Source organism: Martinezella sp. CNPSo 3957, assembly GCF_057784395.1.
This window is the reverse complement of record NZ_JBXSOU010000002.1, coordinates 112,444-137,532: the sequence shown is the minus strand read 5'-3', so window position 1 is coordinate 137,532 and position 25,089 is coordinate 112,444. Positions and strand designations below refer to the sequence as shown.

General features: G+C 58.7%; 20 protein-coding genes, 1 tRNA gene and 2 pseudogenes. 5 read left to right on the top strand and 18 right to left on the bottom strand.

Annotated elements, in window-relative coordinates:
- The first annotated feature begins 3 nt into the window (after positions 1 to 3).
- Positions 4 to 1,089, top strand: coding sequence for a tyrosine-type recombinase/integrase (locus AC13QE_RS05770; protein ID WP_488482965.1), 1,086 nt, complete (start codon positions 4 to 6; stop codon positions 1,087 to 1,089).
- A 129-nt stretch (positions 1,090 to 1,218) separates the two neighbouring features.
- On the opposite strand, the gene AC13QE_RS05765 is transcribed toward AC13QE_RS05770, so the two are convergent.
- Both AC13QE_RS05765 and AC13QE_RS05760 read right to left on the bottom strand, forming a co-directional pair.
- On the bottom strand, positions 1,219 to 2,691 hold the full coding sequence (locus AC13QE_RS05765) for a hypothetical protein (protein WP_488482964.1): 1,473 nt from the start codon (positions 2,689 to 2,691) through the stop codon (positions 1,219 to 1,221).
- 221 nt (positions 2,692 to 2,912) lie between these two features.
- A tRNA-Ile gene (locus tag AC13QE_RS05760) sits at positions 2,913 to 2,988 on the bottom strand.
- Between the two features lie 162 nt (positions 2,989 to 3,150).
- On the opposite strand from AC13QE_RS05760, the gene AC13QE_RS05755 reads away from it, so the two are divergent.
- Positions 3,151 to 3,891: an SIMPL domain-containing protein gene (locus tag AC13QE_RS05755; RefSeq protein WP_488482963.1), complete on the top strand. Its 741-nt coding sequence runs from the start codon at positions 3,151 to 3,153 to the stop codon at positions 3,889 to 3,891.
- A 124-nt stretch (positions 3,892 to 4,015) separates the two neighbouring features.
- Here AC13QE_RS05755 and AC13QE_RS05750 read toward each other — a convergent pair whose 3' ends face one another.
- The 4 genes from AC13QE_RS05750 to AC13QE_RS05735 all read right to left on the bottom strand — a co-directional run bounded on the left by AC13QE_RS05750 (position 4,016) and on the right by AC13QE_RS05735 (position 5,941).
- Entirely contained in the window at positions 4,016 to 4,354 is a 339-nt protein-coding gene (locus tag AC13QE_RS05750) for a hypothetical protein (protein WP_488482962.1), read from the bottom strand.
- A gap of 243 nt (positions 4,355 to 4,597) precedes the next feature.
- Positions 4,598 to 4,903, bottom strand: a complete 306-nt coding sequence (locus tag AC13QE_RS05745; protein WP_488482961.1) for a hypothetical protein — start codon at positions 4,901 to 4,903, stop codon at positions 4,598 to 4,600.
- Between the two features lie 179 nt (positions 4,904 to 5,082).
- Positions 5,083 to 5,508 carry a secondary thiamine-phosphate synthase enzyme YjbQ gene (locus tag AC13QE_RS05740; RefSeq protein ID WP_488482960.1) on the bottom strand — a complete coding sequence of 142 codons (426 nt, stop codon included), beginning with the start codon at positions 5,506 to 5,508 and terminating at the stop codon, positions 5,083 to 5,085.
- 79 nt (positions 5,509 to 5,587) lie between these two features.
- Positions 5,588 to 5,941, bottom strand: coding sequence for a DUF1428 domain-containing protein (locus AC13QE_RS05735; RefSeq protein WP_488482959.1), 354 nt, complete (start codon positions 5,939 to 5,941; stop codon positions 5,588 to 5,590).
- Between the two features lie 137 nt (positions 5,942 to 6,078).
- Here AC13QE_RS05735 and AC13QE_RS05730 point away from each other — a divergent pair, with 137 nt between their 5' ends.
- Entirely contained in the window at positions 6,079 to 6,471 is a 393-nt protein-coding gene (locus AC13QE_RS05730; RefSeq protein ID WP_488482958.1) for a GNAT family N-acetyltransferase, read from the top strand.
- A gap of 14 nt (positions 6,472 to 6,485) precedes the next feature.
- On the opposite strand, the gene AC13QE_RS05725 is transcribed toward AC13QE_RS05730, so the two are convergent.
- The 10 genes and pseudogenes from AC13QE_RS05725 to AC13QE_RS05680 all read right to left on the bottom strand — a co-directional run bounded on the left by AC13QE_RS05725 (position 6,486) and on the right by AC13QE_RS05680 (position 19,176).
- Entirely contained in the window at positions 6,486 to 7,412 is a 927-nt protein-coding gene (locus AC13QE_RS05725; protein WP_488482957.1) for a LysR substrate-binding domain-containing protein, read from the bottom strand.
- A 288-nt stretch (positions 7,413 to 7,700) separates the two neighbouring features.
- Entirely contained in the window at positions 7,701 to 8,930 is a 1,230-nt protein-coding gene (locus AC13QE_RS05720) for an MFS transporter (RefSeq protein WP_488482956.1), read from the bottom strand.
- A 94-nt stretch (positions 8,931 to 9,024) separates the two neighbouring features.
- Positions 9,025 to 9,755 (bottom strand): annotated as a pseudogene (locus AC13QE_RS05715) (B3/B4 domain-containing protein).
- An 81-nt stretch (positions 9,756 to 9,836) separates the two neighbouring features.
- Entirely contained in the window at positions 9,837 to 10,643 is an 807-nt protein-coding gene (locus AC13QE_RS05710) for an AraC family transcriptional regulator (RefSeq protein WP_488483331.1), read from the bottom strand.
- A 91-nt stretch (positions 10,644 to 10,734) separates the two neighbouring features.
- On the bottom strand, positions 10,735 to 11,712 hold the full coding sequence (locus AC13QE_RS05705; RefSeq protein WP_488482955.1) for a DMT family transporter: 978 nt from the start codon (positions 11,710 to 11,712) through the stop codon (positions 10,735 to 10,737).
- Between the two features lie 138 nt (positions 11,713 to 11,850).
- Positions 11,851 to 13,290: a DUF930 domain-containing protein gene (locus AC13QE_RS05700; RefSeq protein WP_488482954.1), complete on the bottom strand. Its 1,440-nt coding sequence runs from the start codon at positions 13,288 to 13,290 to the stop codon at positions 11,851 to 11,853.
- 236 nt (positions 13,291 to 13,526) lie between these two features.
- Positions 13,527 to 14,319, bottom strand: a pseudogene (locus tag AC13QE_RS05695) (APH(3')-II family aminoglycoside O-phosphotransferase).
- 100 nt (positions 14,320 to 14,419) lie between these two features.
- Positions 14,420 to 16,480 (bottom strand): RNA polymerase sigma factor RpoD, encoded by a 2,061-nt coding sequence (gene rpoD, locus AC13QE_RS05690; protein ID WP_015340553.1) that lies wholly within the window; start codon positions 16,478 to 16,480, stop codon positions 14,420 to 14,422.
- A gap of 449 nt (positions 16,481 to 16,929) precedes the next feature.
- Positions 16,930 to 17,967, bottom strand: coding sequence for an L-threonine 3-dehydrogenase (tdh, locus tag AC13QE_RS05685; protein ID WP_132717100.1), 1,038 nt, complete (start codon positions 17,965 to 17,967; stop codon positions 16,930 to 16,932).
- 21 nt (positions 17,968 to 17,988) lie between these two features.
- Entirely contained in the window at positions 17,989 to 19,176 is a 1,188-nt protein-coding gene (locus AC13QE_RS05680; protein WP_488482953.1) for a glycine C-acetyltransferase, read from the bottom strand.
- Between the two features lie 262 nt (positions 19,177 to 19,438).
- Here AC13QE_RS05680 and AC13QE_RS05675 point away from each other — a divergent pair, with 262 nt between their 5' ends.
- The gene (locus tag AC13QE_RS05675) at positions 19,439 to 20,209 is read left to right on the top strand and encodes an SDR family oxidoreductase (protein ID WP_488482952.1); all 771 of its coding nucleotides are present in this window, start codon (positions 19,439 to 19,441) and stop codon (positions 20,207 to 20,209) included.
- Positions 20,210 to 20,247: 38 nt separating this feature from the next.
- Here AC13QE_RS05675 and recQ read toward each other — a convergent pair whose 3' ends face one another.
- On the bottom strand, positions 20,248 to 22,128 hold the full coding sequence (recQ, locus tag AC13QE_RS05670) for a DNA helicase RecQ (RefSeq protein ID WP_488482951.1): 1,881 nt from the start codon (positions 22,126 to 22,128) through the stop codon (positions 20,248 to 20,250).
- A gap of 7 nt (positions 22,129 to 22,135) precedes the next feature.
- Complete coding sequence (gene dnaG / locus AC13QE_RS05665) at positions 22,136 to 24,121, bottom strand: DNA primase (protein ID WP_488482950.1); 1,986 nt, start codon at positions 24,119 to 24,121, stop codon at positions 22,136 to 22,138.
- Positions 24,122 to 24,689: 568 nt separating this feature from the next.
- Here dnaG and AC13QE_RS05660 point away from each other — a divergent pair.
- Positions 24,690 to 24,923, top strand: coding sequence for a hypothetical protein (locus AC13QE_RS05660; RefSeq protein WP_488482949.1), 234 nt, complete (start codon positions 24,690 to 24,692; stop codon positions 24,921 to 24,923).
- The last annotated feature ends 166 nt before the right edge of the window (positions 24,924 to 25,089 follow it).

Genomic DNA, 25,089 nt, shown 5'->3' with positions numbered 1-25,089 from the left:
GGCATGGCTACGCATCCCGACTATCCTTTTGCATCATCCTTCGAAGACCGCCACGGAACCACCCGCTGGCGGTTTCGCCGTTCTGGCAAGACGATTTCTCTGCCGGGAACACCCGGCGATCCGCAGTTTGAGCAACACTATAAGGCCGCAGTCGAGGGCCGAAAACCAGCGACAGCTAAGGTTGTCGGCATGCCGGGCGCGGTGGCGCAGGGTTCATTTCGAGATGCATGGCGGAAGGTGCAACGCACACCCGAATGGCTGAAACACGATCAGGCCACGAAAGACAAGAATACACGGTTAGCTGAGGAATTTCTTGAGCTGCTGCTTGTAGAAAACGGAACCGCCAAGTGGGGTAACATGATGGTGCGGGACCTGAAACGCCGGCACGTCAAAGAGTTGCTCGCAAGATTTCACGAAACGCCTCACAAGGCCAAGCATTTGCTGGTCGCCGTTCGCAAGATGATTTGCGTGGCGCTCGATGAAGAATGGATAGACAGCGATCCAACCTACAAACTCTCGTACCGCCCGGAATACAAGGGGTGGCGCGCCTGGACGGAGCAGGAGCGCGCTGCCTTTGAAGCGAGATGGTCGCTCGGGTCAGCAGCTAGAACCGCATATGGCCTTGCCCTGTGGCTAGGCAATCGCCGCTCCGATCTCGCTAAGATCAAATGGAGCAACATTGATTTCCAGACCCGCACGGCAACCATCACCACCAAGAAGGGCGACAAAACCCTTGTCCTGCCGCTCACTCCGATGATGTTGGAGATTCTTGAACCGCTCGACAAAAGCAAGGAATTTGTCCTGATCAACGCTTATGGAAATCCTTTCTCCGAGAAATCCCTAACAGGCATGATGGCTCATTGGACCAAACTGGCAGAGATGCCATCCGGCTGCACCCTTCACGGCTTGCGCAAAACGCTCGGCAAATTGTTGGCCGAGTCCGGCTCAACCACGCGTCAACTGATGGAGACTTTGGGCCACGATGATATCCAGCATGCCGAACTTTACAGCCGGGAAGCCGAACAACAGCGCCTAGCAAAGGACGCCATGACGCGCCTGTCTCGGAAGCTCAATGTTAGGAAGGTGTAGCCTTGGGGATACCTGCGATAATTGGCCGGCATTAGGCCCTTATTGCCGGCCGCTGGCTTCTTGTCTTAGCCTGTGGCTCTCTATCGCCGTGAGCTCTGCATCTTTTGCTTCTTCGCAAGTAAATTCACTCTAGCTGGAAGCAAGCTTCGGCACCGCGTTCGTCGAAACTATATCGGCGAGCGCTTGTCGATTGTTGCCGTCAGCGCCCACCGGAAGGTCAATCAATCCGACGCCGTCTATCATCGCCCTGCGGCACGCGTGAGCGTAATCTTCATCATAGCCGGCAGAGAGATACCGTGCTGCATTGTACAGCTGATCAGTGCGGACAAGTCCGATCGACATTGTAGCAGCCGAGTTAATGCATTTGTCCGTGAACTGTTGAGGACGATCGTTGGGTTCAGTCAGCCGATAGCCGTTTCCGAAAAGAATTCCTTTAGCGGCCGTCTGCACCTCTTCCCGCTGGAGATCCTCGTGGATATTCATTGACAGCTGGCGGAGCTTTTCAATGTTCACCGCCTTGTTATCTTTGCCTTCCGCTTCGCCAAGCAAGCGACCTTCTTGACACTCGAACACTGCATCGAACTCGGATTTGTCATCTTGATATTGCGCCGCACTGAAGCCGAGAATGTGAAGCGCGCTGATGATCGAGGCTTCCAAAGCTTTGCCATTTTCGAACAGCAAGCCGCGAAGCTGTCCGGCTTCATTTAACTGCCCCACAATTTCGTCTTTGGCTGCCTGTGCTCTTTCCACTTCAGCTTCCGCAATCAGCAATTTCTTTCGAAGACTTATTTCGGCCGGCAGGGCGAACATCTCTGATGTTGCCCAGACTGGTTCAGTCGTCCGTTCCGACCCACTAGCCACCGCTTTGGATATCGCTACAATTTCGCCGACTAATGAGGACGCGAATTGCTTGCCCGCTGCGGACAAGATTTCGTCACCGTCCTCATCCTCCGAAAAAAACTCCTCTTGATTAAAATCGAGTTCTGGCAGCAGAAAAAGAGCCCCGGCGGAGGATCTAACACTTTTCAATATCCCAACGGGCTTCTGTCCGTGTTGCGTGGTTAGGCAAACGCCTTGGGCATCATCGTTCCACACGACATTATATCGCGATTGCGGCCCAAACTTCTTCCAATAGGGAGCAAGAAATTGACTGCCTGCACTTGAATTTAAGATGATCGCCGATCCTTGGGTTGCCGTCCACCCCGTGCTGATCGGGATAGCTGCATAATTACTGATAAGCTCTACGTGTGGCCTTACCTTTTCGTTGCGACCCGTGCCCGTGGTAGTTGTCTGACCGGTGGCAACAAACAGCTGTTCCGGTTTACTTAGAAAAACCACCACAATTTTTCCGGCTTCGACCGCCTGAATGATTTCTCTTCGCCAATGAGCGCATGCTTCCCGGAGTTGGAATGATTTGGTGTTATTAAGCCATAACTTCCCTTGGAACTCGGAATTATCAGATGCATAGGTCAGGAAACTGCTGATATCAGGCCGGAAGAGGATTACATCCCAGTCTAGGAGTGAGGTCTTTTCATCAAAAGCCGCATATTCGGCATCGTCCGTGCCGAGAGAAAAGCCAACGGTCAAAATCTTCTTCTGCATTGCTTCTCGCTTTATCCGAAAGCGTAATATTTAACGCGCGAATCCATGGGTCACAAGCCGTTGCTCCGTTAAGCAACTATCTACGCACTACACAAGGTTGTTCGAAATCAAAGATTCGGAACCACCTGACGCACTTCCGCGACTTGGCTACAATCACTAAGGCTAACTCTTGGCTAACCCGTTGGCTAACCTGCTCGCTAGCTGTTGATATGTCGAAAAAATGGTGGGCCCGGAGGGACTCGAACCCCCAACCAAGCGGTTATGAGCCGCCGGCTCTAACCATTGAGCTACAGGCCCGGCGCAGCGAGGGACGATGCGCTTGCGGTTCCGGAGCAATGGTTCTCCGAAGCCGACTTGGCTCTAACCCAATTTCTCTTTTCCGACAAGGGACTGCCGTAATACCTTCACAATGAATCCGCAAAAGCTCATCTTGAGGGATTATCAACCAAGGAACGAACCATGCTTCTGACGAAAACCAGAGATTTTGCTCTTGCCGCTCTTGTCAGCGCCACTTTTTTCGTGCCGGCGGCGGCCTTTGCCGAAGATGGCAAGTCACGCGAGGCCGTCATCACTGTCACCGGTGAGGGACATGCGGCGATCGCGCCGGATATGGCTGTGGTGACGCTGTCGGTCGTTCAACAGGCCAAGGCTGCGCAGGACGCTCTCGATCAGAACAACAAGGCTATGGGTGCCGTACTGGCAACGCTGAAGGAAAGCGGCATTGCCGAACGCGACCTGCAGACCTCCGGCTTTTCGATTCAGCCGCAATATACCTACCCGAACGACAAGGACGGCCACAACCAGCCGCCGGTTCTGAACGGCTATCAGGTAACGAACGGCCTAACCGTTCGCGTGCGCGATCTCTCCAAGCTGGGCGGATTGCTTGACCAGGCGGTTAAGCTCGGCATCAACCAGGGCGGCGATATCCAGTTCACCAACGACAAGCCGGATACCGTACTCGAAGAAGCACGAAAGAAGGCCGTCGCCGATGCCGCCGCCAAGGCAAAGACCCTGACGGATGCCGCCGGTGTCAAACTTGGCCGTATCATCGCCATTCATGACGGCGTCGTTGCTGCACCGCCTCAGCCCTATATGCGCGCCATGGCTGCATCCGCACCGATGGACAAGGCCGTCCCTGTCGCAACCGGCGAGAACGAATACAACGCATCGGTGAGCATCACCTACGCGATCCAGCAGTAGACAAAACAAAACCGCCCTTCGCTCATATCCCACCGGATCGCGCAAAGGGCGGTTCCGCGGCCCCCGCCAAAGGCGAAAAGGTCAGAGAACGAAAAACGGGCGCTCTATGCGCCCGTTTTGATTGTCAGCGGCCCAGAAGCGGGCAGCCGCGAACATTGGCAAACATCATCGTATCGGGACCGCGGCGGCCGAAGCCGTCGACGATGACACGGCGCGGCGTTACATCCACGACGCGGGCGCGACGCAAACCGTAGCTGCGTGCAACATCCACGGCCTGACGGGGATCGCAGCCACGGCGGTCAAAACGCGGCGGCGGACGATCATAATCCGGCGGTGGCGGGCGATGGCGGCCCGGGTTCACATAAATATCAACCCCTTGTGCAGAGGCAAAATCCGCAGTGCCCGACAATGCAGTCACCGCGACACAGACAGCGACCCCCAACTTTGCCAGCATTTCTCTCATTGTGTTCTCCGTGAAGCAGAAAGCCCTCTCATGCCAGCGATAAGTGCTGAACGAGCGCCCGAAAGGTAAAGGCTAGATGCTGAATGAGCTCGGAATCAGCCATTCATCCATTACTCAGCTACAATGAACGCTAAGGGGAAACCAGAGGCCCGATAGTAGCATAGAGCTAAAATAAAGCCGCCTCTCTTTTGGAGACGGCTTCAAATTCATCACATAGATGTGGAAAACCTCGGTACGCAGCAATCAGCGGCGGATCAACGGGCAACCCGGCGCATTAGCGAACACCACTCGATCCGGGCCACGGCGGCCGAAGCCTTCGACGACGACGCGACGCGGCGTGATATTGTCGATGCGGGCGCGGCGCAGGCCCATGTCGCGTGCTTTCTCGACGGCGAGACGGGGCGAGCACATGCGGCCGCGCGGGTGATCATAGCGAGCCTGCTGGATGCCAGGATGGAAGTCGTTGGCCGATGCCGTCATGGTGGTGGCGGACATGGCGCCGACTGCCATGAGAGCTGCAATACCTGCCTTGGCGAAAAGATTGGTCATGGTGTTTCTCCTTCAAATCCTTGCTGCGGATCGTTGCAATCCCCTTATTGGTCGCTCATTGGTGAACGCCCTTGGGATTGGGGCCACGTTAGGTCAGCCAAGCTGAACCGAACACGAATTGGCCGTTCAGATTGTATTCACGGCGGTTAACAACTGATTGACGCAGCGGCGGGTGAAGCTCAGGCGGAAAAATGCAGCACGATCTCGCGGCGATGTGGCCGGTCGCGATGCTCGAAAAGATAGATCCCCTGCCAGGTGCCGAGCGCCAGCCGACCGTTCATCACCGGAATGCCGATGGAGACCTGCATCAGCGCAGCCTTGATATCCGCCGGCATATCGTCCGGCCCCTCCATCGTGTGCACGATCCAGCGCATCGACGGATCTGAGGATGGCGGCACGAGCCGGCTGAAGAAGGCCGTGAGATCGGTCTTCACATCAGGATCGGCATTTTCCTGAATCAGAAGGGAACAGGAAGTGTGGCGTACGAAGACGGTCAGAAGCCCCTCACCGCCTGCCGCTACCGCGCGGACGAATCTCGCCACTTGATCGGTAAATTCATAGAGCCCCTGACCATGGGTCGAGAGTGTAACAACGGTTTGTGGCATGGCATCCCCGAACATGACGATAGCGATGCGCATCAGGTCGAGCGCAGTAGCCGGATGTCAAGTCCGGCCACTGCTCGGACTAAAGCTCGATGGCGACCTTGAAGCCGCCATAGATCAGGCGTTTGCCATCGAAGGGCATGTTTTCCATTTCATCCTTCAAACGCGGATCGGCCATGACCTTGGCCAGGATCGCGTCGCGGCTCTCCCGTGATTCATAGGTGATCCACGAAAACACCACGACCTCGTCTTCCGTCGCCTGCACCGCACGCGGAAAGGAGGTGAGTTCGCCATAGGGAACATCGTCGCCTATGGCCTCGACGTAGCTGAGTGCGCCATATTCACGCCAAACCGCCCCGGCTCTTTGCGCCAGCACCTTATAAGCCTCGATCTTGTCTTTCGGCACAGCGACGATGAAACCATCGACATAGGACATTTCAGCCTCCTCTGTTCTATGTTCGCCTTCAAAGGACGATCGACCACAACCGGATCCGACATCGGCAGCAGATATATTCCGCACGCTTCCGAGCGGTCGGAATGAATGCGCCGAAGTAACACGCGGGGGAAATGTCAATGGTTATAGAATACAGGGATAATCCGGATCTGGGAAACGAGGCGCTCAATGCCCTGTGGGCGGTCGCCTGGAACACTCCCCACCCGCGGGACTTCCAACCCATCCTTTCCCGAAATCTCGCCCATGTCGGCGCATTCGCTGGCATGAGACTGGTCGGCTTCGTCAATGTCGCCTGGGACGGCGGCATTCATGCCTTTATTCTCGATACCTGCGTCGATCCGGAATTTCGGCGCAGAGGCATCGCAAGCGCTCTCGTCGAGCGGGCGAAAACCCTGGCCAGCGAACGTGGCGCGGAATGGCTGCATGTCGATTTCGAGCCGCATCTCACCGGCTTTTATCGAGGGCTCGGTTTTGCTCCCACTGAGGCTGGCCTCATTCGGCTGCGCGATTAAAAGATCGTCTCCCACTAGTCCGGCGAACGAACTTGCTCGAGCAGCCAGTTGCGAAACAGGGCCGCAGCCGGATTCAGCAAGGCGGCCGGCGGATAGACCAGGCTATAGCTGACGGCAGCCGGCTGCACCTCGACAAAGCATCTGACCAGCTTTTTCTCGGCCAGATCGCGTGCCACCAGCGAGCTTCGCACGAGAGCAAAGCCGCGGCCCTGTCGGCAAGCCTCCAGCATCTCGGCAAAGGAATCGAAGAGAGGCGCCTGCTCCACAGCCCGTGCGATATCGAAACGCACGCCGTCCTCGCCGCCACTCTCGCCAATCACCTGCTCGTGCCAGCGCTGCCAATCGAGAATCGTATGCCGCATGCCGGAATAGCGCAGAAGCGGAGCGGCCCTAATGGCCCAGCGCGGCGGCAGTCGTTTGGACAGTTCCGGCGAACTGACGACGAACTCTTCGTCCGTCAGCAGTTCTTCATGGGTGAAAGCCGCGTCGGCACGGCCGAGCCAGATGGCGAGATCGGTACCTCCAGGCTGAAAATCCGGGCGCTGATAGCCGACAGCCAGCTTCACCTCGATGTCCGGATAGCGCTGGCAAAATTCCGGCAGCCGCGCCGCCAGCCACTGGCTGGAAAACTCCGGCGAGACGGACACCGCGACGCTGCGAACCGAAATACTCGCGCGCGCCTGATACAGCGCCGTTTCCAGTTCGGTGATCGTGCCTGATATTGCCGGATGCAGGCGGGCGCCCAATGGTGTCAGCCGCGCCCCATTTCGGCCCCGATCGAACAGGCGGCCGCCGATCCATCCTTCCAACTGCGCAAGCTGGTGGCTGACCGCCGTCTGTGTCTGCCCGATCCGCTCGGCAGCACGGCCGAAACCGCCGGTCTCGGCAATGGCGCAGAATGTCTGAAGCACCGAGAATGGTGGCAACGGCCTCTTTCCCATGAAAATCCCTCATGCTTTGTAGCCCGGGGATTCATTATACATCGCTCTCTTCCAAGCGCATCTATCTACTGACCAAACACTTCGAGGTCACAGATAGATGAACATTCTTCATATCAACAGCTGGAGAGCATGGGCTGTCCGACTCCTGATCTGGCAAGGCGCCTCGGAACGAAGCTCGCATAATGCAGGTGGCCGAAAGCGAAATATGCTGCCGGAGGAAAACCAACATTTGCTGCGGGATGTCGGGTTAATCAATCTCGCGGAAAAGCAATCCAAGGATGGACGCCGCTAACCTCTGAGCGTCTTCACCCTGGTCAGATCCGGAAAGAGGCGCATCCAGAGAAGCACCACGACGATGGTTCCGACGCCGCCGACGATGCCGGTCAGGACAGGTCCAAGTGCAGTGGCAAGCATGCCGGACTCGAATTCACCGAGCTGATTGGAGGTGCCGATGAACAGCGAATTCACGGCATTGACGCGGCCGCGCATGGCATCCGGCGTCAGGAGCTGCACGAGCGAGCTGCGCACGACGACGCTGACGGTATCCGAGGCACCGACGACGAAGAGCGCCGCGACCGAAAGGATGATGTTGCTTGAGAGCGAAAAGACGATGGTGGCGACCCCAAAGATGAGCACGGCAAACAGCATCTTCTTGCCGACATCGCTCTGCAGCGGCCGGCGTGCCAGCCAGATGGACATGGCGAGCGCGCCGATTGCCGGCGCGGCACGCAAGAGGCCGAGCCCCCAGGGTCCGGCATGCAGAATATCGCGCGCAAACATCGGCAGCAGCGCCGTCGCTCCGCCAAGCAGCACGGCGAAGAGATCGAGCGATATCGTTCCCAGCATAACGGGGCGGCTCGCGATAAAGGAAACGCCGGCAAAAACGGAGTTCAGCGTCACCGGCTCGCGCGATGCCGGTTGCTCCCGCTCGACCCGGATCGAAATGACGTTGACGCTCGCGATGATATAAAGCACGGCCGACATGGCAAACGGAGCAACGGGGCTGACGCCATAAAGTAGACCGCCCAGCGAAGGCCCGATGATGAAGGCCGTCTGCATCATCGAGGTGGAGGTGGCAATGGCAACCTGCAGCAACGAAGACGGCACGATATTCGGTAAAAGTGCTGCCATCGTGGGACGTTCAAAGGCGGTTGCTGCGCCCATGACGGCAACAGCAGCCAGAATGCCGGCGGGACCTATCCAGTGCTGCCAGACGGCCACCGCGAGAACCAGCGCTGTCAACGCCTCGATCAGCTGGCAGACAAGGCCGATGCGGCGGCGGTCGAACCGATCGGCGACATGCCCGACGACAAAGGTCAGAATGACCATGGGCAGAAACTGGCAGAAGCCGACAAGGCCGAGGAAAAAGGCGCTATGGGTCTGATCGTAGATCATCCAGCCCATGGCAACCGTGACAGACTGAAAGCCTATCGAAGAAAAGACGCGTGACGCAGCGAATGAACGATAGCCGGGGTGACCGAGCACGCTTGGCCGGTCTAGAGTCTGCAATGTATCCATGGGCCTTTTCGTCTGCCGGCAGGGGCGCTCGCAGACTTGCTTCTCAACAATCGAATTTTCTACACCTCCCTGCTCTGCCTCGGTGCGCTCCCTGTCAATCTTGTTTTTGCTGCAGCTGCAAATTCATCGCGGACGATAGATCAAATCGCGGTGAAGACGAGCTGAGAACACTCTGCCTAACCTCGATCGACCATATCGCCGCCAGCTCCGCTGCGATCGCATCGATAAGCTTGGAACATCGCTGGCCGCAGAACCGTGCAGCGCTTCCGCGACGATAAGCACCGAGTGTGTGTCGTCACGCACTGCGGACAAGCCGCTCTGCCGATTGGTCCAGCGGCGGGCATGTGCCTGCCCAGCCGCATCGGCAAAGATCACCTCCCTCGCCTCCGGATGCTCCACCTCACCGGAAAAGCTCAAATAGGATTCGCTGCCGCTTGCATGCCCCACTTCGAGATTGCCGGAGATTTTCGAAAGATCGAAAACGGCGACGGGAATCGCGAAAGCGATCGAGATAGCATTGCAGAGATCGACGAGCGGATGCAGCCGCGGCAGCGACCTCTCCTGGCGAAATCGGCGCAGCAGCGCTTCGGAGGCGCAGCGATATTGCGTCGGCTTCAATCCCATTTTGGAGAAAGCCCGCCGCCACGCCTGTATTTCAGCCATCTCGCTTTCAGGATGCTGCATCAGCCGGTCTGCGGCGGTCGCATGATATCCGGCGATCCGATCGCCGACATCGACGGTCGAGGTTATCCCTTCGGCGAACAGCGCGCCGGGAACCAGCTCGGGAAACTCGCTCCACATTTCGTTCGAATGGCGGAAAAACATCGCACCTCCTGATAGGCATCTGCTTGTCGCCGCAGAAAACCCCGTCATTATCCTCCGGTCTTGAATAAAATTGCAGAAGCTTCAGCCGATGGCCGCAGCATAGGCGCCCGGCGAGACACCGAAATTGCGGACGAAGAGGCGCGTCATGTGGCTCTGATCGGAAAAGCCGCTGGCAAAAGCTGCTTCCGCGAGGGACGTGCCCGCCGCAATCAGCCGTCGCGCTTCGTGAATGCGACACTGCATGAGGTAGGCATGCGGTGTCAGTCCCGTCGTCTTGGCGAAGGCACGCAGAAAACGGAAGTGGCTCAGCCCGCATAGTTCTGCCAGTTCGGCGAGGGTCAATGGAGCGGCGGGATCGTCATCGATCAATTCCCGTGCCCTTTTGATGTCAGAGGGAATGGCATCTTCACGCAAGGCGCCCGATCCCTCGCGCATCACATCGGCAATCAGCGACAGAAGCAGTTCATCCCGCAGGAGGGCATTCTCAGCCGCATCCTCGATCAGAAGCGAAAACAGCGTTTTGAAATGCTCGGCCATCTCCCCGCCGCGGATGACAGGCGATGGAAATTCCCTCGCACCGAACCTGCCCTCGCCGACATCGCGCGACAGATCGCCGATCAGCCGCGGATCGAAATAGAGCATGGACCATGCGCGGCTTTCGCCGATGGGCATGCCGTCGTGCACCTCGTTCGGGTTGACGCTGATGACGTCGCCGGCCTCTGCCTGTACCATCCCTCGCCCGCTCAGCGACCTCTGCGCGCCGGCCTCGATGACACCGATGCCGAACTGGTCATGTGTATGCTTGGGGAAGCTATGGCCGGTTTCGGCCCGAACTGCCTCGATGCCGGCAAGGCGAGAGCGGTATATCCTGAATTGACCGGACTTCATCCTGGTGCCTTTCATCCCGCCCATTCGCTATATCAGCTGTGGCGTCCCACACGGGCGACAATGTTGCGCACCAGCAATCGGGACACAAGGCTTAAGCGCCTCCTGCGGCCTTGTGATCCTCCGCCGTCGCCAATGCCGCCTGCGTATCGCCGGCAACGGCGGCCGGCAGCGGTGTGCCGCGCTTGCGCTCTCGCGCCAATGTCAGCAGGCCGGAAAAGATGATGAGCACAATGCCGACTGCCATCGGCATATCGATGCTGTCGTTGAACAGCAGGTAGCCGAAGGCGATCGCCCAGAGCATCTGACTATATTGCGGCGGCGCAACCAGATTGGCAGGCGCCATCTGCGCGGCCGTCAAGAGCAAGACGCTGCCGCACGCGCCAAGCAGGCCGTAGCTCGCGAGGAATATCCACTGCGTCGGCGTCGGTATGGTGACTTCGGACAGCATGAGAAGGCCGCTGACGATAAGCGTTCCAAAAAGACCAGCGCCATAAAGCGAGATGCGCTTTTCCTTCGAGCCGAGCGCACGGTTGACGACGATGGAGATCGCCGCCGCAAGACCGCCGATCGCCGCGCAGAGATGACCGACGGAAAGCTCGCGAAAACCCGGCCGCAGGACGATCAGCACACCGACGAAACCGAGAATGACGGCGGTCCAGCGCTGCCAGCGCACATCCTCCTTGAGAAAGATCACCGAGAGAATGGTGACAAAGGACGGCAGCAGAAACAGCAGCGCAAAGGCTTCCGCCATCGGCAGCTTGGTGAAGGCAACGACGGAGCAGATGGCACCGGTCGCGCCGCAGACGAAACGCAACAGCCACAAGGGACGGTTCGACGTCCTCACCATATCGAGCCACCCGTCCTCCCGCTTCTTCAGGAAAGGCACAGCGGCAAAGCCGAACAGCGCGCCGATGAAGGCGACCTGATAGGAGGGAATCACCCCATGCAGGATCTTGATCGACGCATCGCTGAAGGCGAAGACGGCATAGGACGCGAATGCCACAAAGACACCACGCAGGGCGGAGCGGCTTGCAGCCGCAGAGCTGGGATCGGCTGTAATCGAGGACATCGGAATCTTAAAAAAGTGCGATGGGAGGACACTGAATCAGGGAGATACACGCAATTGTATGATGAAATGACCCGAATTTCGATTGGGTTGAGGATAAACTATTGTTTCAACCGAACGCGGGAGGCGAGGACGCGAAAGTCAGTTTCCGAGAAAGCCCAGCTTATCCATCTGGCTCGGAGGAACACGCCCCCTGACCGTATAGGAAAAGGCCGTAACCTTCAGTGCATCGCTATCCACTTCGCAAGTGAACGCAACTCTTTGCCAGCCACTAGGTGTCTGCACAGCAACGCCGTCCCCAAACAACGTCGCGTCGGAAACCAATGCTTGCGATAGTGCGGAGTTCACATAGCCGACAGCCTGCAGATCGTGGCGATATTGAAGCTTTTCCTCCGAATTGCAGAGATAGGCCACACGTTGACGCCGCGGCAGCTTCTTCCAAGCGTCGTATTCGCTTTTGGACAGGCGGGCCATCTCGGCGCTCGAATAGAGCTTCTTGGCCTGGATAGCTCGCTTCGGCGCAATGGATTTAGGTGCTTGCGGTTCGGCAACCAGCGAAGTGCCTCCGGTTGAATTACCCTGGCTGCTCGAAGCGGGTTGACTATCAGCGCTCTGCTGTGAAGGAGATGGCTTCACCGTCGGAACGACAATCTGAGGCGGATCTTTTGCCTCATCCTTGGCCTGCTCGACCGGAGACTGCGGCTGCGGATCGGATGACGGCGCTTGGGCGGCCGCTTGTGCCTGCGGATTGTTGGGATCGGTCGATGGCGCCTCCGGTTGTTGCACCTGCGAATCCGAAGGCTGGTTGGTCGCCAGGACATCGGGTGCGGTGGAAGAGGCTTGAGCAGTCGAGTCGCTTGCCGGCGGTTGGGCCGCATTTGCTTGCTGATCCTTGGCGTCAGCTTGTTGCTGCGCTTCCTGCGCCTGTTGTGCCGCCCGTGCTTGGGCCTCGGCCTGCGCAGCCGCCTGTTGTTCAGCCGCAGCGTCGTTCGGAGGCGTTGGAGGGATATCGTCTTTCGACTGTTCCGAAGCGTCCGCCTGCTGCGTGGTGTTTGCGTCCTTCTGATCGCCCTTCATGTCCGGAAGCGGAGTCTCGGTCGCAGAGGGCTGCTGTTCCGCCTTCTCGACAGGCTTGTCAGCGCCGGGATCATCAGGTTTGGGTTCCGACTTCGCCTGCTCTACCGGCTTATCGGCCTTGGCCTCATCCGGCTTGGCCGGCGGCTTCTCTGCCTGCTTCTTGCCGTTGGGATCGGATTGCTTTGGCGGCTGTTCGTCCGCCTTCTTTCCCTCAGGCTGCTGTGGTTCCTGTTGGGTTTCGGCCGCCTGCTCCGCCGGCTTCTCATCAGGTTTCGGCGTCGGCTTCGGAGGCTGATCGGGCTTCTCGTTCGCCTTCGTCGCAAGCTCCTGCTTTTCCTCCTGCTGCGGCACCAGCTCGACATTGACGCTCTGCTCGGGCTTCGCCTCGGGTGGCGCGGGAAATAGCGGCAGCAAAAAAATCGCGACAAACAGGACGTGCAGAAGGATCGACAGGACAAAGCCCGGCCTTATTTCCCTATCCCGTTTTTCCGCGACCTTTTCCATCGTTCAGCGGATGGCTCGCGACGAGAAAGCAATCAGGCGAAAACAATGCATCGATTCATTCGATCCTTATCGGCAAACAGATCAGAAGATTTTCCGGTCGCTGACATATGGTACGCGACCACGCACCGCGAAAGAGGTATCGGCCGAAATCGAACTTGTCAGGCATCCGCACGATCCGCAATGGCGCAAAAACAAACCTGCGTGATCGCGCATCGCCTAGACGGTAGCATCCCTCGTCAGAAGAACTCATCCAGTAGCCGATAATATGCCATCTTTTCTTCTTGCGGCTGAAAATCGCCATAGGCTTTCAAAAACTCCGCAACCAATTCTTCCCCGAAATTGTGCACGATGCTGCCACAGGCAAGTGCAATATCCTGATGGCGATCAGCCACGCCGAGACGACCGCAATCGATATAGCCGCTGAACTTCGGGCCGTCGGCCATGAAATTCGGAAGGCAGGCATCTCCATGGGTGACGACTAGATCCTCCATTGACGGTCTCTTGGCCTGAAGTTCGCGGAAAAGATCTTCTGCTGATCTTCCAAGCCGGGCCTCATCGAAATCATCCTCATCAACGCGACCGGCAAGCAAGTGCGCCTTTACCGTGCCGATTCTGTTCTCCAGCCGATGATCGAAGGGACAAGCGGCGATATCGATGGCATGCAATTGCCGCAACGCATCCGCCAAAAGCCGCGAGCGGCTGTAACCACTCGGCGCTGACGAGATCGCTGCCGGGAAGAGCACCCATCAAAAGCCATTCGCGTTCGCCGTCCGTCTCGTGGGCAATGGTTTCCGGGCAGGCAAAACCCTGTGAGGCGAGCCATCGCAGCCTCGCAACCTCGCCGGCCAGCTCACCCAAGGGATCGGCCAGCTCGGTCTTGAGATAAACGGGCGCACGCCCATCGGCCTCGAGCCGGAAAACATGGGCCGAGGAACGCCCCAGCCCATCCTGTCGCCATTCGTACCCAGCCAGCAGATCGCGCAGTCGGACAGGAAGGGATGTCTCCATGAATTGCGGCTTGCTTGCCATAAACGGCTCCTCAAATTTGATAGTGCCAATAAAAAGCCCGGCTCGCTTTCGCGAACCGGGCCTTGTCCTGTAAACTGCCGATGTCGGCTTGCGCCAGACCTCAGCTGTCGAGGAAGCTTCTGAGCTTGCGGCTGCGGCTCGGATGCTTGAGCTTACGCAGAGCCTTGGCTTCGATCTGACGGATACGTTCGCGCGTCACCGAGAACTGCTGGCCGACTTCTTCGAGCGTGTGGTCGGTGTTCATGCCGATGCCGAAGCGCATGCGCAGCACACGCTCTTCGCGCGGCGTCAGCGATGCCAGAACGCGGGTCGTCGTTTCGCGCAGGTTCGCCTGGATGGCGGCGTCGATCGGCAGAAGCGCATTCTTGTCCTCGATGAAATCGCCGAGATGCGAATCTTCTTCGTCACCTACAGGCGTTTCGAGCGAGATCGGCTCCTTCGCGATCTTCAGCACCTTGCGCACCTTCTCAAGCGGCATGGCGAGCTTTTCGGCCAGTTCTTCCGGCGTCGGCTCGCGGCCGATTTCGTGCAGCATCTGGCGCGACGTGCGAACGATCTTGTTGATCGTTTCGATCATGTGCACCGGAATACGAATGGTGCGTGCCTGGTCGGCGATCGAACGGGTGATCGCCTGACGAATCCACCAGGTGGCGTAGGTCGAGAACTTGTAGCCGCGGCGATATTCGAATTTATCAACCGCCTTCATCAGGCCGATATTGCCTTCCTGAATGAGGTCGAGGAACTGCAGGCCGCGGTTGGTGTACTTCTTGGCAATGGAAATGACGAGGCGCAGGTTGGCTTCGACCATTTCCTTCTTGGCGATGCGCGCTTCGCGCTCACCCTTCTGAACCATGTGAACGATACGGCGGAATTCCGAGATCGAAATACCGGTTTCGGTCGCAAGGTTCTGAATTTCCTGGCGAATGTCGCGGATGGTCGTGTTTTCGCTCTTGGCGAATTCCTTCCAGCCGCGGGCAGCCAGATTGCCGATCGACTTCATCCAGTTCGGATCGAGCTCGGCGCCCTGATACTGCTCCAGGAAGCTGTCACGCTTGACGCCGTAGGATTCGGCAAGGCGCAGCAGGCGGCCTTCGTTCTGAACAAGGCGCTTGTTGATGTCGTAGAGCTGCTCGACGAGAGCGTCGATGCGGTTCTGGTTCAGCGACAGAGACTTGACCGACTTGACCAGCTCATCCTTGAGCTCCTTATAGCGGCGCTCCTGCGCCGAAGACAGCGTGCCGGAAGCCGATAGGCGTTGCTCGACCTGCTGGTCCTGCAGCTTGCGCAGCTTCTTGTAGGTTTCGGCGATAATGTCGAGCGTCGTCATCACCTGCGGGCGAAGCTCGGCTTCCATCGCGGCGAGAGAGAGGTTGGATTCGTCCTCGTCCTCTTCCTCTTCCTCGATGGGCAGGCCTTCGCCGCCGACATTGGTGATGTCGTCGTCACCGGAAGGAGAGCGGCCGCGGCGTGCCTTTTCCTTCTCTTCGGCTGCCTTGCGGTCAGCCTCGATCTTCTCAGGGCTCTGGAACTGTGGTGCAGCCTTGGCCTCGGGACCGGAATAGGTGGTTTCAAGATCGATGATTTCGCGCAGCAGCGTCGTGCCTTCGTTGAGTTCGTCGCGCCAGATAATCAGCGCCTGGAACGTCAACGGGCTCTCACAAAGGCCGCCGATCATGGTTTCGCGGCCGGCCTCGATGCGCTTGGCAATCGCGATTTCGCCTTCGCGCGACAGAAGCTCGACGGAACCCATCTCGCGCAGATACATGCGCACCGGGTCGTCCGTACGGTCGGTCGGCTCTTTCTTCTTCGCGGTCGCAAGCGCGGAACCGGTGGAGGGGGCCAGTTCGCCGCCTTCACTTTCATCGTCGCCGCCGGCGTCGTCGTCGTCACTGGCCGCAGCGCCAGCCTCTTCGACATCTTCGTCTTCAATGACGTTGATGCCCATGTCCGAAAGCATGGCCATCGTGTCTTCGATCTGTTCGGACGTCACTTCCTCGGACGGCAGAACGGCATTGAGCTCGTCCATCGTCACGTAGCCGCGCTTCTTCGCGGCCTTGATCATCTTCTTGACCGCGTCGTCGGAAAGATCGAGAAGGGGGCCGTCGGAGGTGCCGTCGCGCTCGACTTCAGCTTCTTCGTTCTCTTTGACCTTTGTTGCCATTTTTATATCGTCGCTTTCCCTGACGCTGCAAACTTTCACGCGGTGAAACAATCACACTGGCTGGCGCGCCCTGCACCAGCTGCGACTCACCGACGAACACCTAACGGAATGACCTTTAATGCCCGATTAACCACGATCACCGCCACCGGATTGCAAAGCTGGATTGCGTTTGGATTTCCGGCCATGGTATTAGGTGATCCGCTTGATCCAGTTTACCGTTCTTTCCGAAGTTAAACGGTGATTCCCAGAATTTTAGTTCTCGTCAAGCTTTTCCAGCAAAAAAGCCCGTTAAATGCGCGAAAAAGCCTTATCCACAGGCTTCGCACGCAGCAATTTATTGTTTCCCGTATTTAGGAAGTCCCCGCGCGATGACAAGAGCATCCTGAGCAAAGCCTCACATTTCCAGCATCGGCAGGTATTACCGAGGCTGAGAGTGTGGCCGAATGGCATCAATTCCAGTCCATTACGACCTTCCCGGAATTGCCTGAACGCATTGCTTCGAAGCCATCGCGGAAATCATCGATGCCGATACGATGCGTGATGAGGGGCGATACATCGAGACCGCCTTGCACGAAGGCAATCATCTTGTACCAAGTCTCGAACATCTCACGGCCATAGATACCCTTCAGGTTCAGCATCTTGAAGATGACCTTGTTCCAGTCGATCTCGAAGCCGGCCGGCGCGATGCCGAGAATGGCGATCTTGCCGCCATTGTTCATCTTGTCGATCATGTCGCGAAAGGCAGGAGCCGCACCCGACATTTCCAGCCCGACATCGAAACCCTCGGTCATGCCGATGGATTTCATCACATCGGCAAGGTTCTCCTTGGAAGCATCGACGACATGATCGATGCCGACCTTGCGGGCAAGCGCCAACCGGGTCGGATTGATATCGGTGATGACGACCTTGCGGGCGCCCGAGCGCTTGGCGACCATCGCCCCCATGATGCCGATCGGCCCCGCGCCGGTCACCAGCACATCTTCGCCGACTAGATCGAAGGAAAGCGCGGTGTGGACCGCATTGCCGAATGGATCGAAGATTGCGGCAATCTCATCCGGGATATCGTCGGGGATCGGCACGACATTGGATTCGGGAATGCAGACGAACTCGCCGAAGGAGCCGGGGCGGTTGACGCCGACACCGAGCGTGTTGCGGCAGAGATGGCCCCTGCCCGCCCGGCAGTTGCGACACTTGCCGCAAACGATATGACCTTCGCCCGAGACGCGCTCGCCGACATGATATTTCGTCACCGCCGAACCAATCTCGGCGATCTCACCGCAGAATTCATGGCCGACGACCATCGGTACGGGAATGGTTTTTTGCGCCCATTGATCCCAGTTCCAAATATGGACATCCGTACCGCAGATCGCCGACTTCCTGACCCGGATCAGGACATCGTTTGGCCCGACGTCCGGAACCGGCACATGTTCCATCCACAGCCCGACTTCCGGCCTGGATTTGACCAACGCTTTCATCATGTTCGACATGATCGGCTCTCTCCAACCAATTCAAATGATTCCGAGTTCTTTTCCGGCTTCGGCAAAGGCTGCAATCGCTTTTTCGACATCGGCCTTTGAGTGCGCAGCCGACATCTGCGTGCGGATGCGCGCCTGCCCCTTCGGCACCACGGGGAAGGAAAAGCCGATGACGTAGACGCCTTTCTGCAGCATGAGCGCCGCCATGTCCTGCGCGAGTTTTGCATCTCCGAGCATGACGGGAATGATGGGGTGATCGGCGCCGGCAAGCGTGAAGCCGAGCTTGGTCATCTCACGGCGGAAGAGTTCGGCATTGCCTTGAAGGCGTGCACGCAGGTCGGCGCCGTTCTCGATCAGATCGAAGACCTTCAGCGAGGCTGCGGCGATGACGGGTGCCAAGGTGTTGGAGAACAGATAGGGGCGCGAACGCTGCCGCAACCACTCGACGATCTCACCCCTGGCAGAAGTATAACCGCCGGAAGCGCCGCCAAGCGCCTTGCCGAGTGTGCCGGTGATGATATCCACCCGGCCTTCTACCCCGCAATATTCTGCCGATCCCCGACCATGCTCGCCGACGAAGCCGACCGCATGGCTGTCATCGACCATGACCATCGCACCGTATTTCTCCGCCAGATCGCAGACACCGCCGAGGTTGGCGATGATGCCGTCCATCGAGAAGACGCCGTCCGTCGCGATCAGCTTGAAGCGGCTGCCTTCGGCCTTCTTCAGCTCTTCTTCCAAAGCCGCCATATCATTGTTGGCATAGCGGAAGCGCTTTGCCTTGGAGAGCCGCACGCCATCGATGATGGAGGCATGATTAAGGGCATCCGAGATAATGGCATCCTCTTCCGACAGCAGCGTCTCGAACAACCCGCCATTGGCATCGAAGCAGGACGAATAGAGGATCGTCGCCTCCATGCCGAGGAAAGCCGAAATCCGCGCCTCGAGCTGCTTGTGCTCTTCCTGCGTGCCGCAGATAAAGCGCACCGAGGCCATGCCGTAGCCATAGCGATCGAGCGCTTTCTTTGCGGCCTCGGCAAGCTCCTCGTTATCGGCGAGACCGAGATAGTTGTTGGCGCAGAAATTGAGGACGCGCGCGCCGCCGAGCACGGCGATTTCGCCAGCCTGCTTGGAGGTGATGACGCGCTCGGCCTTATAGAGGCCGGCTTCTTTCAGGCCGAGAAGTTCGTTGCGCAGGTGGGAGATGAACGCAGAAGTCATGGTCGCATTCCGATGCTGGTCAAAGGGCCTAATTAATCAAGGAATAACATAGGATCCGGCCACTTACTGCATCCAGCAACGGCAAAAATGCGCAACCCGGTGACGTCAGCGCGACAGAGCGCAGTTTCGATAGCATCTGTCAAAGCAGGGCGGGTTGACGCAACTTCCTGGTCAAGTCTGAGGGAGCTCTGTTCCAAAAATTACTTGACTCAGTCCAATATTTTGCAGCAGATTGGCGTCGATCTGACAATAAGGGAGAACCATGAGCATATTCCATAGATTCTCCCTCGCAGGACAGGTTGCTCTCATTACCGGCGGCGGACGTGGCCTGGGATCTGAGATGGCCCAGGCGCTCGCCGATGCCGGCGCCCACGTCATCCTCAACGGACGAACTGCAGCCACACTCAATGCAGCCGTGGAAGCGATCCGAGCAAGAGGCGGCTCGGCGGAAGCCGCCGCCTTCGACATTTCCGATCGCGACGCTCAGCATGCAGCAATAAACAACATCGAGAAAAATCACGGCCGGCTCGACATACTGATCAACAACGTCGGTGCCCGCGACAGGCGCCCACTGGCCGACTTCGACGACGAGGCGATCCTCGCCCTGCTCAACACGGATCTCGCCGCCTCGATCATGCTCTCCCGCGATGCCGCGCGCCTGATGAAACGACATAATCACGGGCGGCTGATCTCGGTCACTTCGATCAGCGGACAGGTCGTCATGCCGGGTGACTGCGTCTATCCCGCCGCCAAGCAGGGTCTGACAGGTCTAATGCGCAGCATGGCTGTAGAATTTGGCCCTCACGGCATCACCAGCAACGCCATCGCGCCGGGCTGGTTCGCAACGGAAACCAATGCGGCGATGGTCGCGAACGAAGACCTGATCCCCATCGTGCGTCAGCGCATCCCCGTTCAGCGCTGGGGACGTCCCGACGAGATTGCGGGCGCAGCACTTTTCCTCGCCAGCGATGCCGCTTCTTTCGTTAACGGCCACGTCCTGACCGTCGATGGCGGAATGACGGTGCGCATGTAGCGTGTCGGCGGCCGGGCTTCGATAATGGCATCAACACGTCACCGATTGGCGAACTCCGAAATCACGGCAAGGAACGCGTCTCCATAGCGGTCCAGCTTCGATTGCCCGACCCCCGATATCCCCAGAAGATCTCGGTGATTCCTGGGCCGCTCTGTCGCAAAGGCGATCAGCGTCGTATCCGGAAAGACGACATAAGGCGGCACGCCCAATTCCTTGGCGATCCGGGTGCGCTCGGCCCGCAGCGCGTCGAACAGTGCCTGTGCCTCGCCGGAAAGCCCATGTGCTTGCCTGTCCGGTCGTCCCGCCTTCTTGCCGCGACGGCCCGTTTCGGGCCGATCCTTGCGGAAAAACACCTGCCGCTCGCGCTTGAAGACGGCCCTCGCCTGTTCCTGGAGCTTCATCGCGCCGAAGGCCGTGTGGTCGATGCTGATAAAGCCGTTCGCCAATAATTGCCGGAAGATCGATTGCCAGGTGCGAGAGGGAATATCCTTGCCTGCGCCGAAGACCGGCATATCGATGTGGCCGAAACGCTCGGTCTTCTCATTGACCGTTCCCATCAGCACATCGATGACATGGCCGGTGCCGAAACGCTCGCCGGTCCGATAGACGGCGGCAAGCGCCTTGATGGCCGCTTCCGTTCCGTCCCAGGTCTCCACAGGCTTCAGGCAGGTATCGCAATTGCCGCAACCGCCGCCATGTGCCTCGCCGAAATGCGAAAGGATCGACTGCCGCCGACAGCCGGCCGTCTCGCAGATCGCGAGCAGCGCATTGAGCTTTGCCCGCTCGACGCGCTTGATTTCCTCGGACGCGCCGCCTTCGTCGATCATCCGCCCGCGCTGGATGACATCGGCCATGCCATAGGCCATCCAGACATTGGAGGGCAGCCCATCGCGCCCGGCGCGGCCCGTCTCCTGGTAATAAGCCTCCACCGATCCCGGCAGATCGAGATGGGCGACATAGCGTACATTCGGTTTATCGATGCCCATACCGAAGGCAACCGTCGCCACGAGGCACAGGTCTTCCTCTTTCAAGAAGGCATCCTGATTGGCATCGCGAAGCGCTCGATCCATGCCGGCATGATAGGGAAGCGCGCGGATGCCCTGCCCGTTCAGCCACTCCGCCGTGTCCTCGACTTTGGCACGAGAGAGGCAATAGACGATGCCGCTATCGCCACGATGCCCGTCGAGAAAACGGAGCAATTGCTGGCGCGGCTGATCGCGCTCGACAATCTCATAGGTGATGTTCGGTCGGTCGAAGCTCGTGGTGAAGACCTTGGCATCGTCAAGGGCCAGCCGCTCGATGATGTCGTCCCGCGTGTGCGGATCGGCCGTTGCCGTTAGCGCGATCCGCGGCACGCCGGGAAAAAGCTCCGCAAGCCTGCCGAGATCGCGATATTCCGGTCGGAAGTCATGGCCCCATTGAGAAACGCAATGCGCCTCGTCGATCGCGAAAAGCGCGATCTTCGCCCGCCCGAGCATCTGGCAGAAGCCTTCTGTCGCGATACGTTCCGGCGTTACATAGAGCAAATCGAGCTTGCCTGCGGAAATGGCGCGATAGACATCGCTCGCCTCCTCGCGCGACAGGGACGAATTCAGGGCGGCAGCCCGGATGCCGAGCTGTTTCATCGCCTCTACCTGATCCCGCATCAGCGCGATCAGCGGCGAAACGACGATGCCGATTCCATCGCGGCAAAGCGCGGGAATCTGGAAACACAGCGACTTGCCGGCACCGGTCGGAAACAGCACGACCGCGTCGCCGCCGGAGACGACATGCTCGATCACCTGCTGCTGCTTGCCGCGAAAGGCGGAATAGCCATAGATACGTTTCAGCACATCGAGCGGCGCCGGCGCACGTGTGCCCTCACCAAACAATGCGTCGTCTACGGAAAATCGCGGCTCTTGTCGTACAGGCTGAGGCATCTATTCCCTATTTTCCAGCGGCACCTTTGACGCGACCGGAGAGCACGCCGAAGCCATCGATGATCGCTTCCTGATTTTCCAGACGCAGCGCCTCGAGCTGTACTTCCTGCAAGGCGCGAATCAACGGCTCGATCGCTTCACCGTCGCCTTCTTCCGTCGCCTCGGCAATAGCGCCTTCCAGCTCGATCTTGTGCCAGCGCAATGCTTTCGAGCGCTTGTGGAGCGCAAGTGCTTGGCGATAGCCCTCGCGCGCATCCTCCATGGCGGCGGCCTCGGTGGCAGTCCACAGGCGAGCATTGCGAATCTGCTGTTCCAAGCTTTTCAGCAGGGCGCCGAAATCCTGTTCCTCCAATTGCTCGAGCAGTCGCTCGCGGACGAGCTGAGGCCCGACCAAGGTTGCAGCCGCCCCGAGGACCGCAGACCAGAGCCGCTGTAGTTCACGGCTGTCATAATCGATCGCGGCGATCTCGTCATATTCGTCCTGTAGCAGTGCCGGATGGTTGACGATGGTCAAAGCGAGCACGCTTTCGCGAAGGCTCGGAACATCCTGATGTCCCTTGATCATGGCCGAACGCTGCAAGCGATCGGATGCGGTCGTCGCCACCGCAGCCCCGGTACGTGCCTGTCCGCCACGACCTGCAAAGTTGCGGCTATTACCGTCGCGGGAAAAATTACGCCCCTGCTGGCCGCCCCGCTGGAACTGCGGCTGGAACAGCCCGTTCAACCGCTCGCGCATATTTTGCTGATAATGGCGGCGCACATCTTCGTCGCCGATAACAGACACGATGCGCCGCAACCGCGCTTCCAGCTCCGCCCGCGCCTCCGGCGTCTCGAAGGTGCCGCTGCCGGCCTCCCTCGTCCAGATGAGGTCGGCGAGAGGTTTTGCCTGCGCCAGCACCTTGTCGAACGGCGCGCGCCCATCCTGCCGAACGAGGTCGTCGGGGTCCTTGCCATCGGGCAGCAAGGCAAAGCGTACGGTGCGGTTCGGTTTGATATGAGGCAGCGCCAGATCGGCGGCACGATTGGCGGCGCGGATGCCGGCGCCATCGCCATCGAAGCAGAGCACCGGCTCCGGCGTCATCTTCCAGAGGAGATCGAGCTGGCTCTCCGTCAGAGCCGTGCCGAGCGGCGCAACGGCATTCTCGACGCCGGCCTGATACAGCGCGATGACATCCATATAACCTTCGACCGCGATAATGGTCCCGGCGCCATCGGCGCCCTGCGAAGCGCGGCGGGCGCGGGTGAAATTGTAGAGCACATTGCCCTTGTGGAAGAGCTCGGTCTCGTTGGAATTCAGGTATTTCGCCGGCGCATCCGGCGACATGGCGCGGCCACCAAAGGCAATCACCTTCTCGCGCGAGGACAGGATCGGAAACATGATGCGGTCGCGGAAGCGGTCATAGGAGACCGGCACGTTCTCATGCACGACGAGGCCACAGGCCTCCATCTGCTCCTTCAGCACACCCTTGCTGGCAAGATGCTCTTTCAGGGCGTTGCGGCTATCGGGCGAATATCCCAAACGGAAGGTCTCGATCGTGCGGCCGCTGAGGCCGCGGTCTCTCAGATAGGCCCTTGCCCGCGCTCCATTGGCTGTCTGCAACTGGTCTTGGAAAAACTGGGTCGCCATTTCCATGACGTCGAGCAGCGACGTGCGTTCCTTCTCGCGCTTCGCCTCCATCGGATCGGCAACGGGCATCGGAACGCCTGCCATGTCGGCGATCTGCTGCACGGCCTCCGGAAAGCTCAAGCCCTCCAATTCAGTCAGAAAGCGGAAATGGTCGCCTGTGACGCCACAGCCGAAGCAGTGATAGCGCCCTTTGCGATCCTCACAGTGGAAGCTCGGCGATTTCTCGCCATGAAAGGGGCAGCAGGCCCAGTAATCGCCGCGCGGCACATTGGTCTTGCGCCGATCCCACGTCACGCGACGACCGATCACGTCTGAAATCAAGACGCGGTCGCGAATCTCATCGAGAAACGTATTGGAAAATCGCATGGCTACCTCTGGCTCGCTCCATATAAACAGGAATACGGGGCATTGCCACGACCACCCGGCCGCCTCCCACGCTATTCACAGCCCTTTGCCGGCGATTGCATTTTCGCCCCTCGATCACAACTCCGTGAACATGGCGGCACATTTATTCGCATTCGCCTCGAAATCCACGGCCGCGTTTGACAGGCCCGAAACGCCCAAAAATCGCTTCACCGTGACCGGAACTGGTAGGATTATGTCCATGGGAGTAACTATTTCGTCCGCAAAAATCTGCGAAAAAGCAAAGGCTTGCACAGCCTATGGTCGACAAATGCGAACAAGGGCGACGCCGTGAACAATCAATGGCTGCAAAGCAATCGCGCCCGGGCGACACTCTTTGAAGGCACATTTGCGGCATGGTTCGTAAGCCAAACATTATTTTTTTGTAATTTGATTGTTGGTGTGCGTCGCAATAGCGTCCTTCTCACAGGGCGAGACAAGCCGGCGAAGGACTTCTTCGCGACGCGACATGCCGAGACGCCCTGACGAACCGAAGGCCACCAGGTACGGGCTTTCAGTTTAGGAGAGAAAAATGCGCGTTCTTATCGTACCCTTGGCAGCAGCAGCCATCTTTGCCACAGCTACTTATAGCTCGGCTACAATGACCGGCAGCGCCAGCGACGAGAACGTGCTCTATGCCGGTGCAGGATATCAGCTGCCGGCGGATATGAAGGTCCCTGCCCTTTCAGCAGGCGTAAAGATTCAAATGTCCGAACTGCCGCCGCAGGCATTGGCTTTGCCCCAGCAGATCAGGATTCTCCGATAAGTTCAGCAGATACTCAGGTGGGGCACCATCCCTACCCCCGGCGCCGCCCCACCTGAGTGCCTTTGCAAAAGACGTTTGATTTTTGGGCCCCACCCTGCGTCATCAAATGTCAGCAAAGCGCAAGAAGGCAGGAGCTCCCCCAGCTCCTGCCTTCTCTAATTTTGGG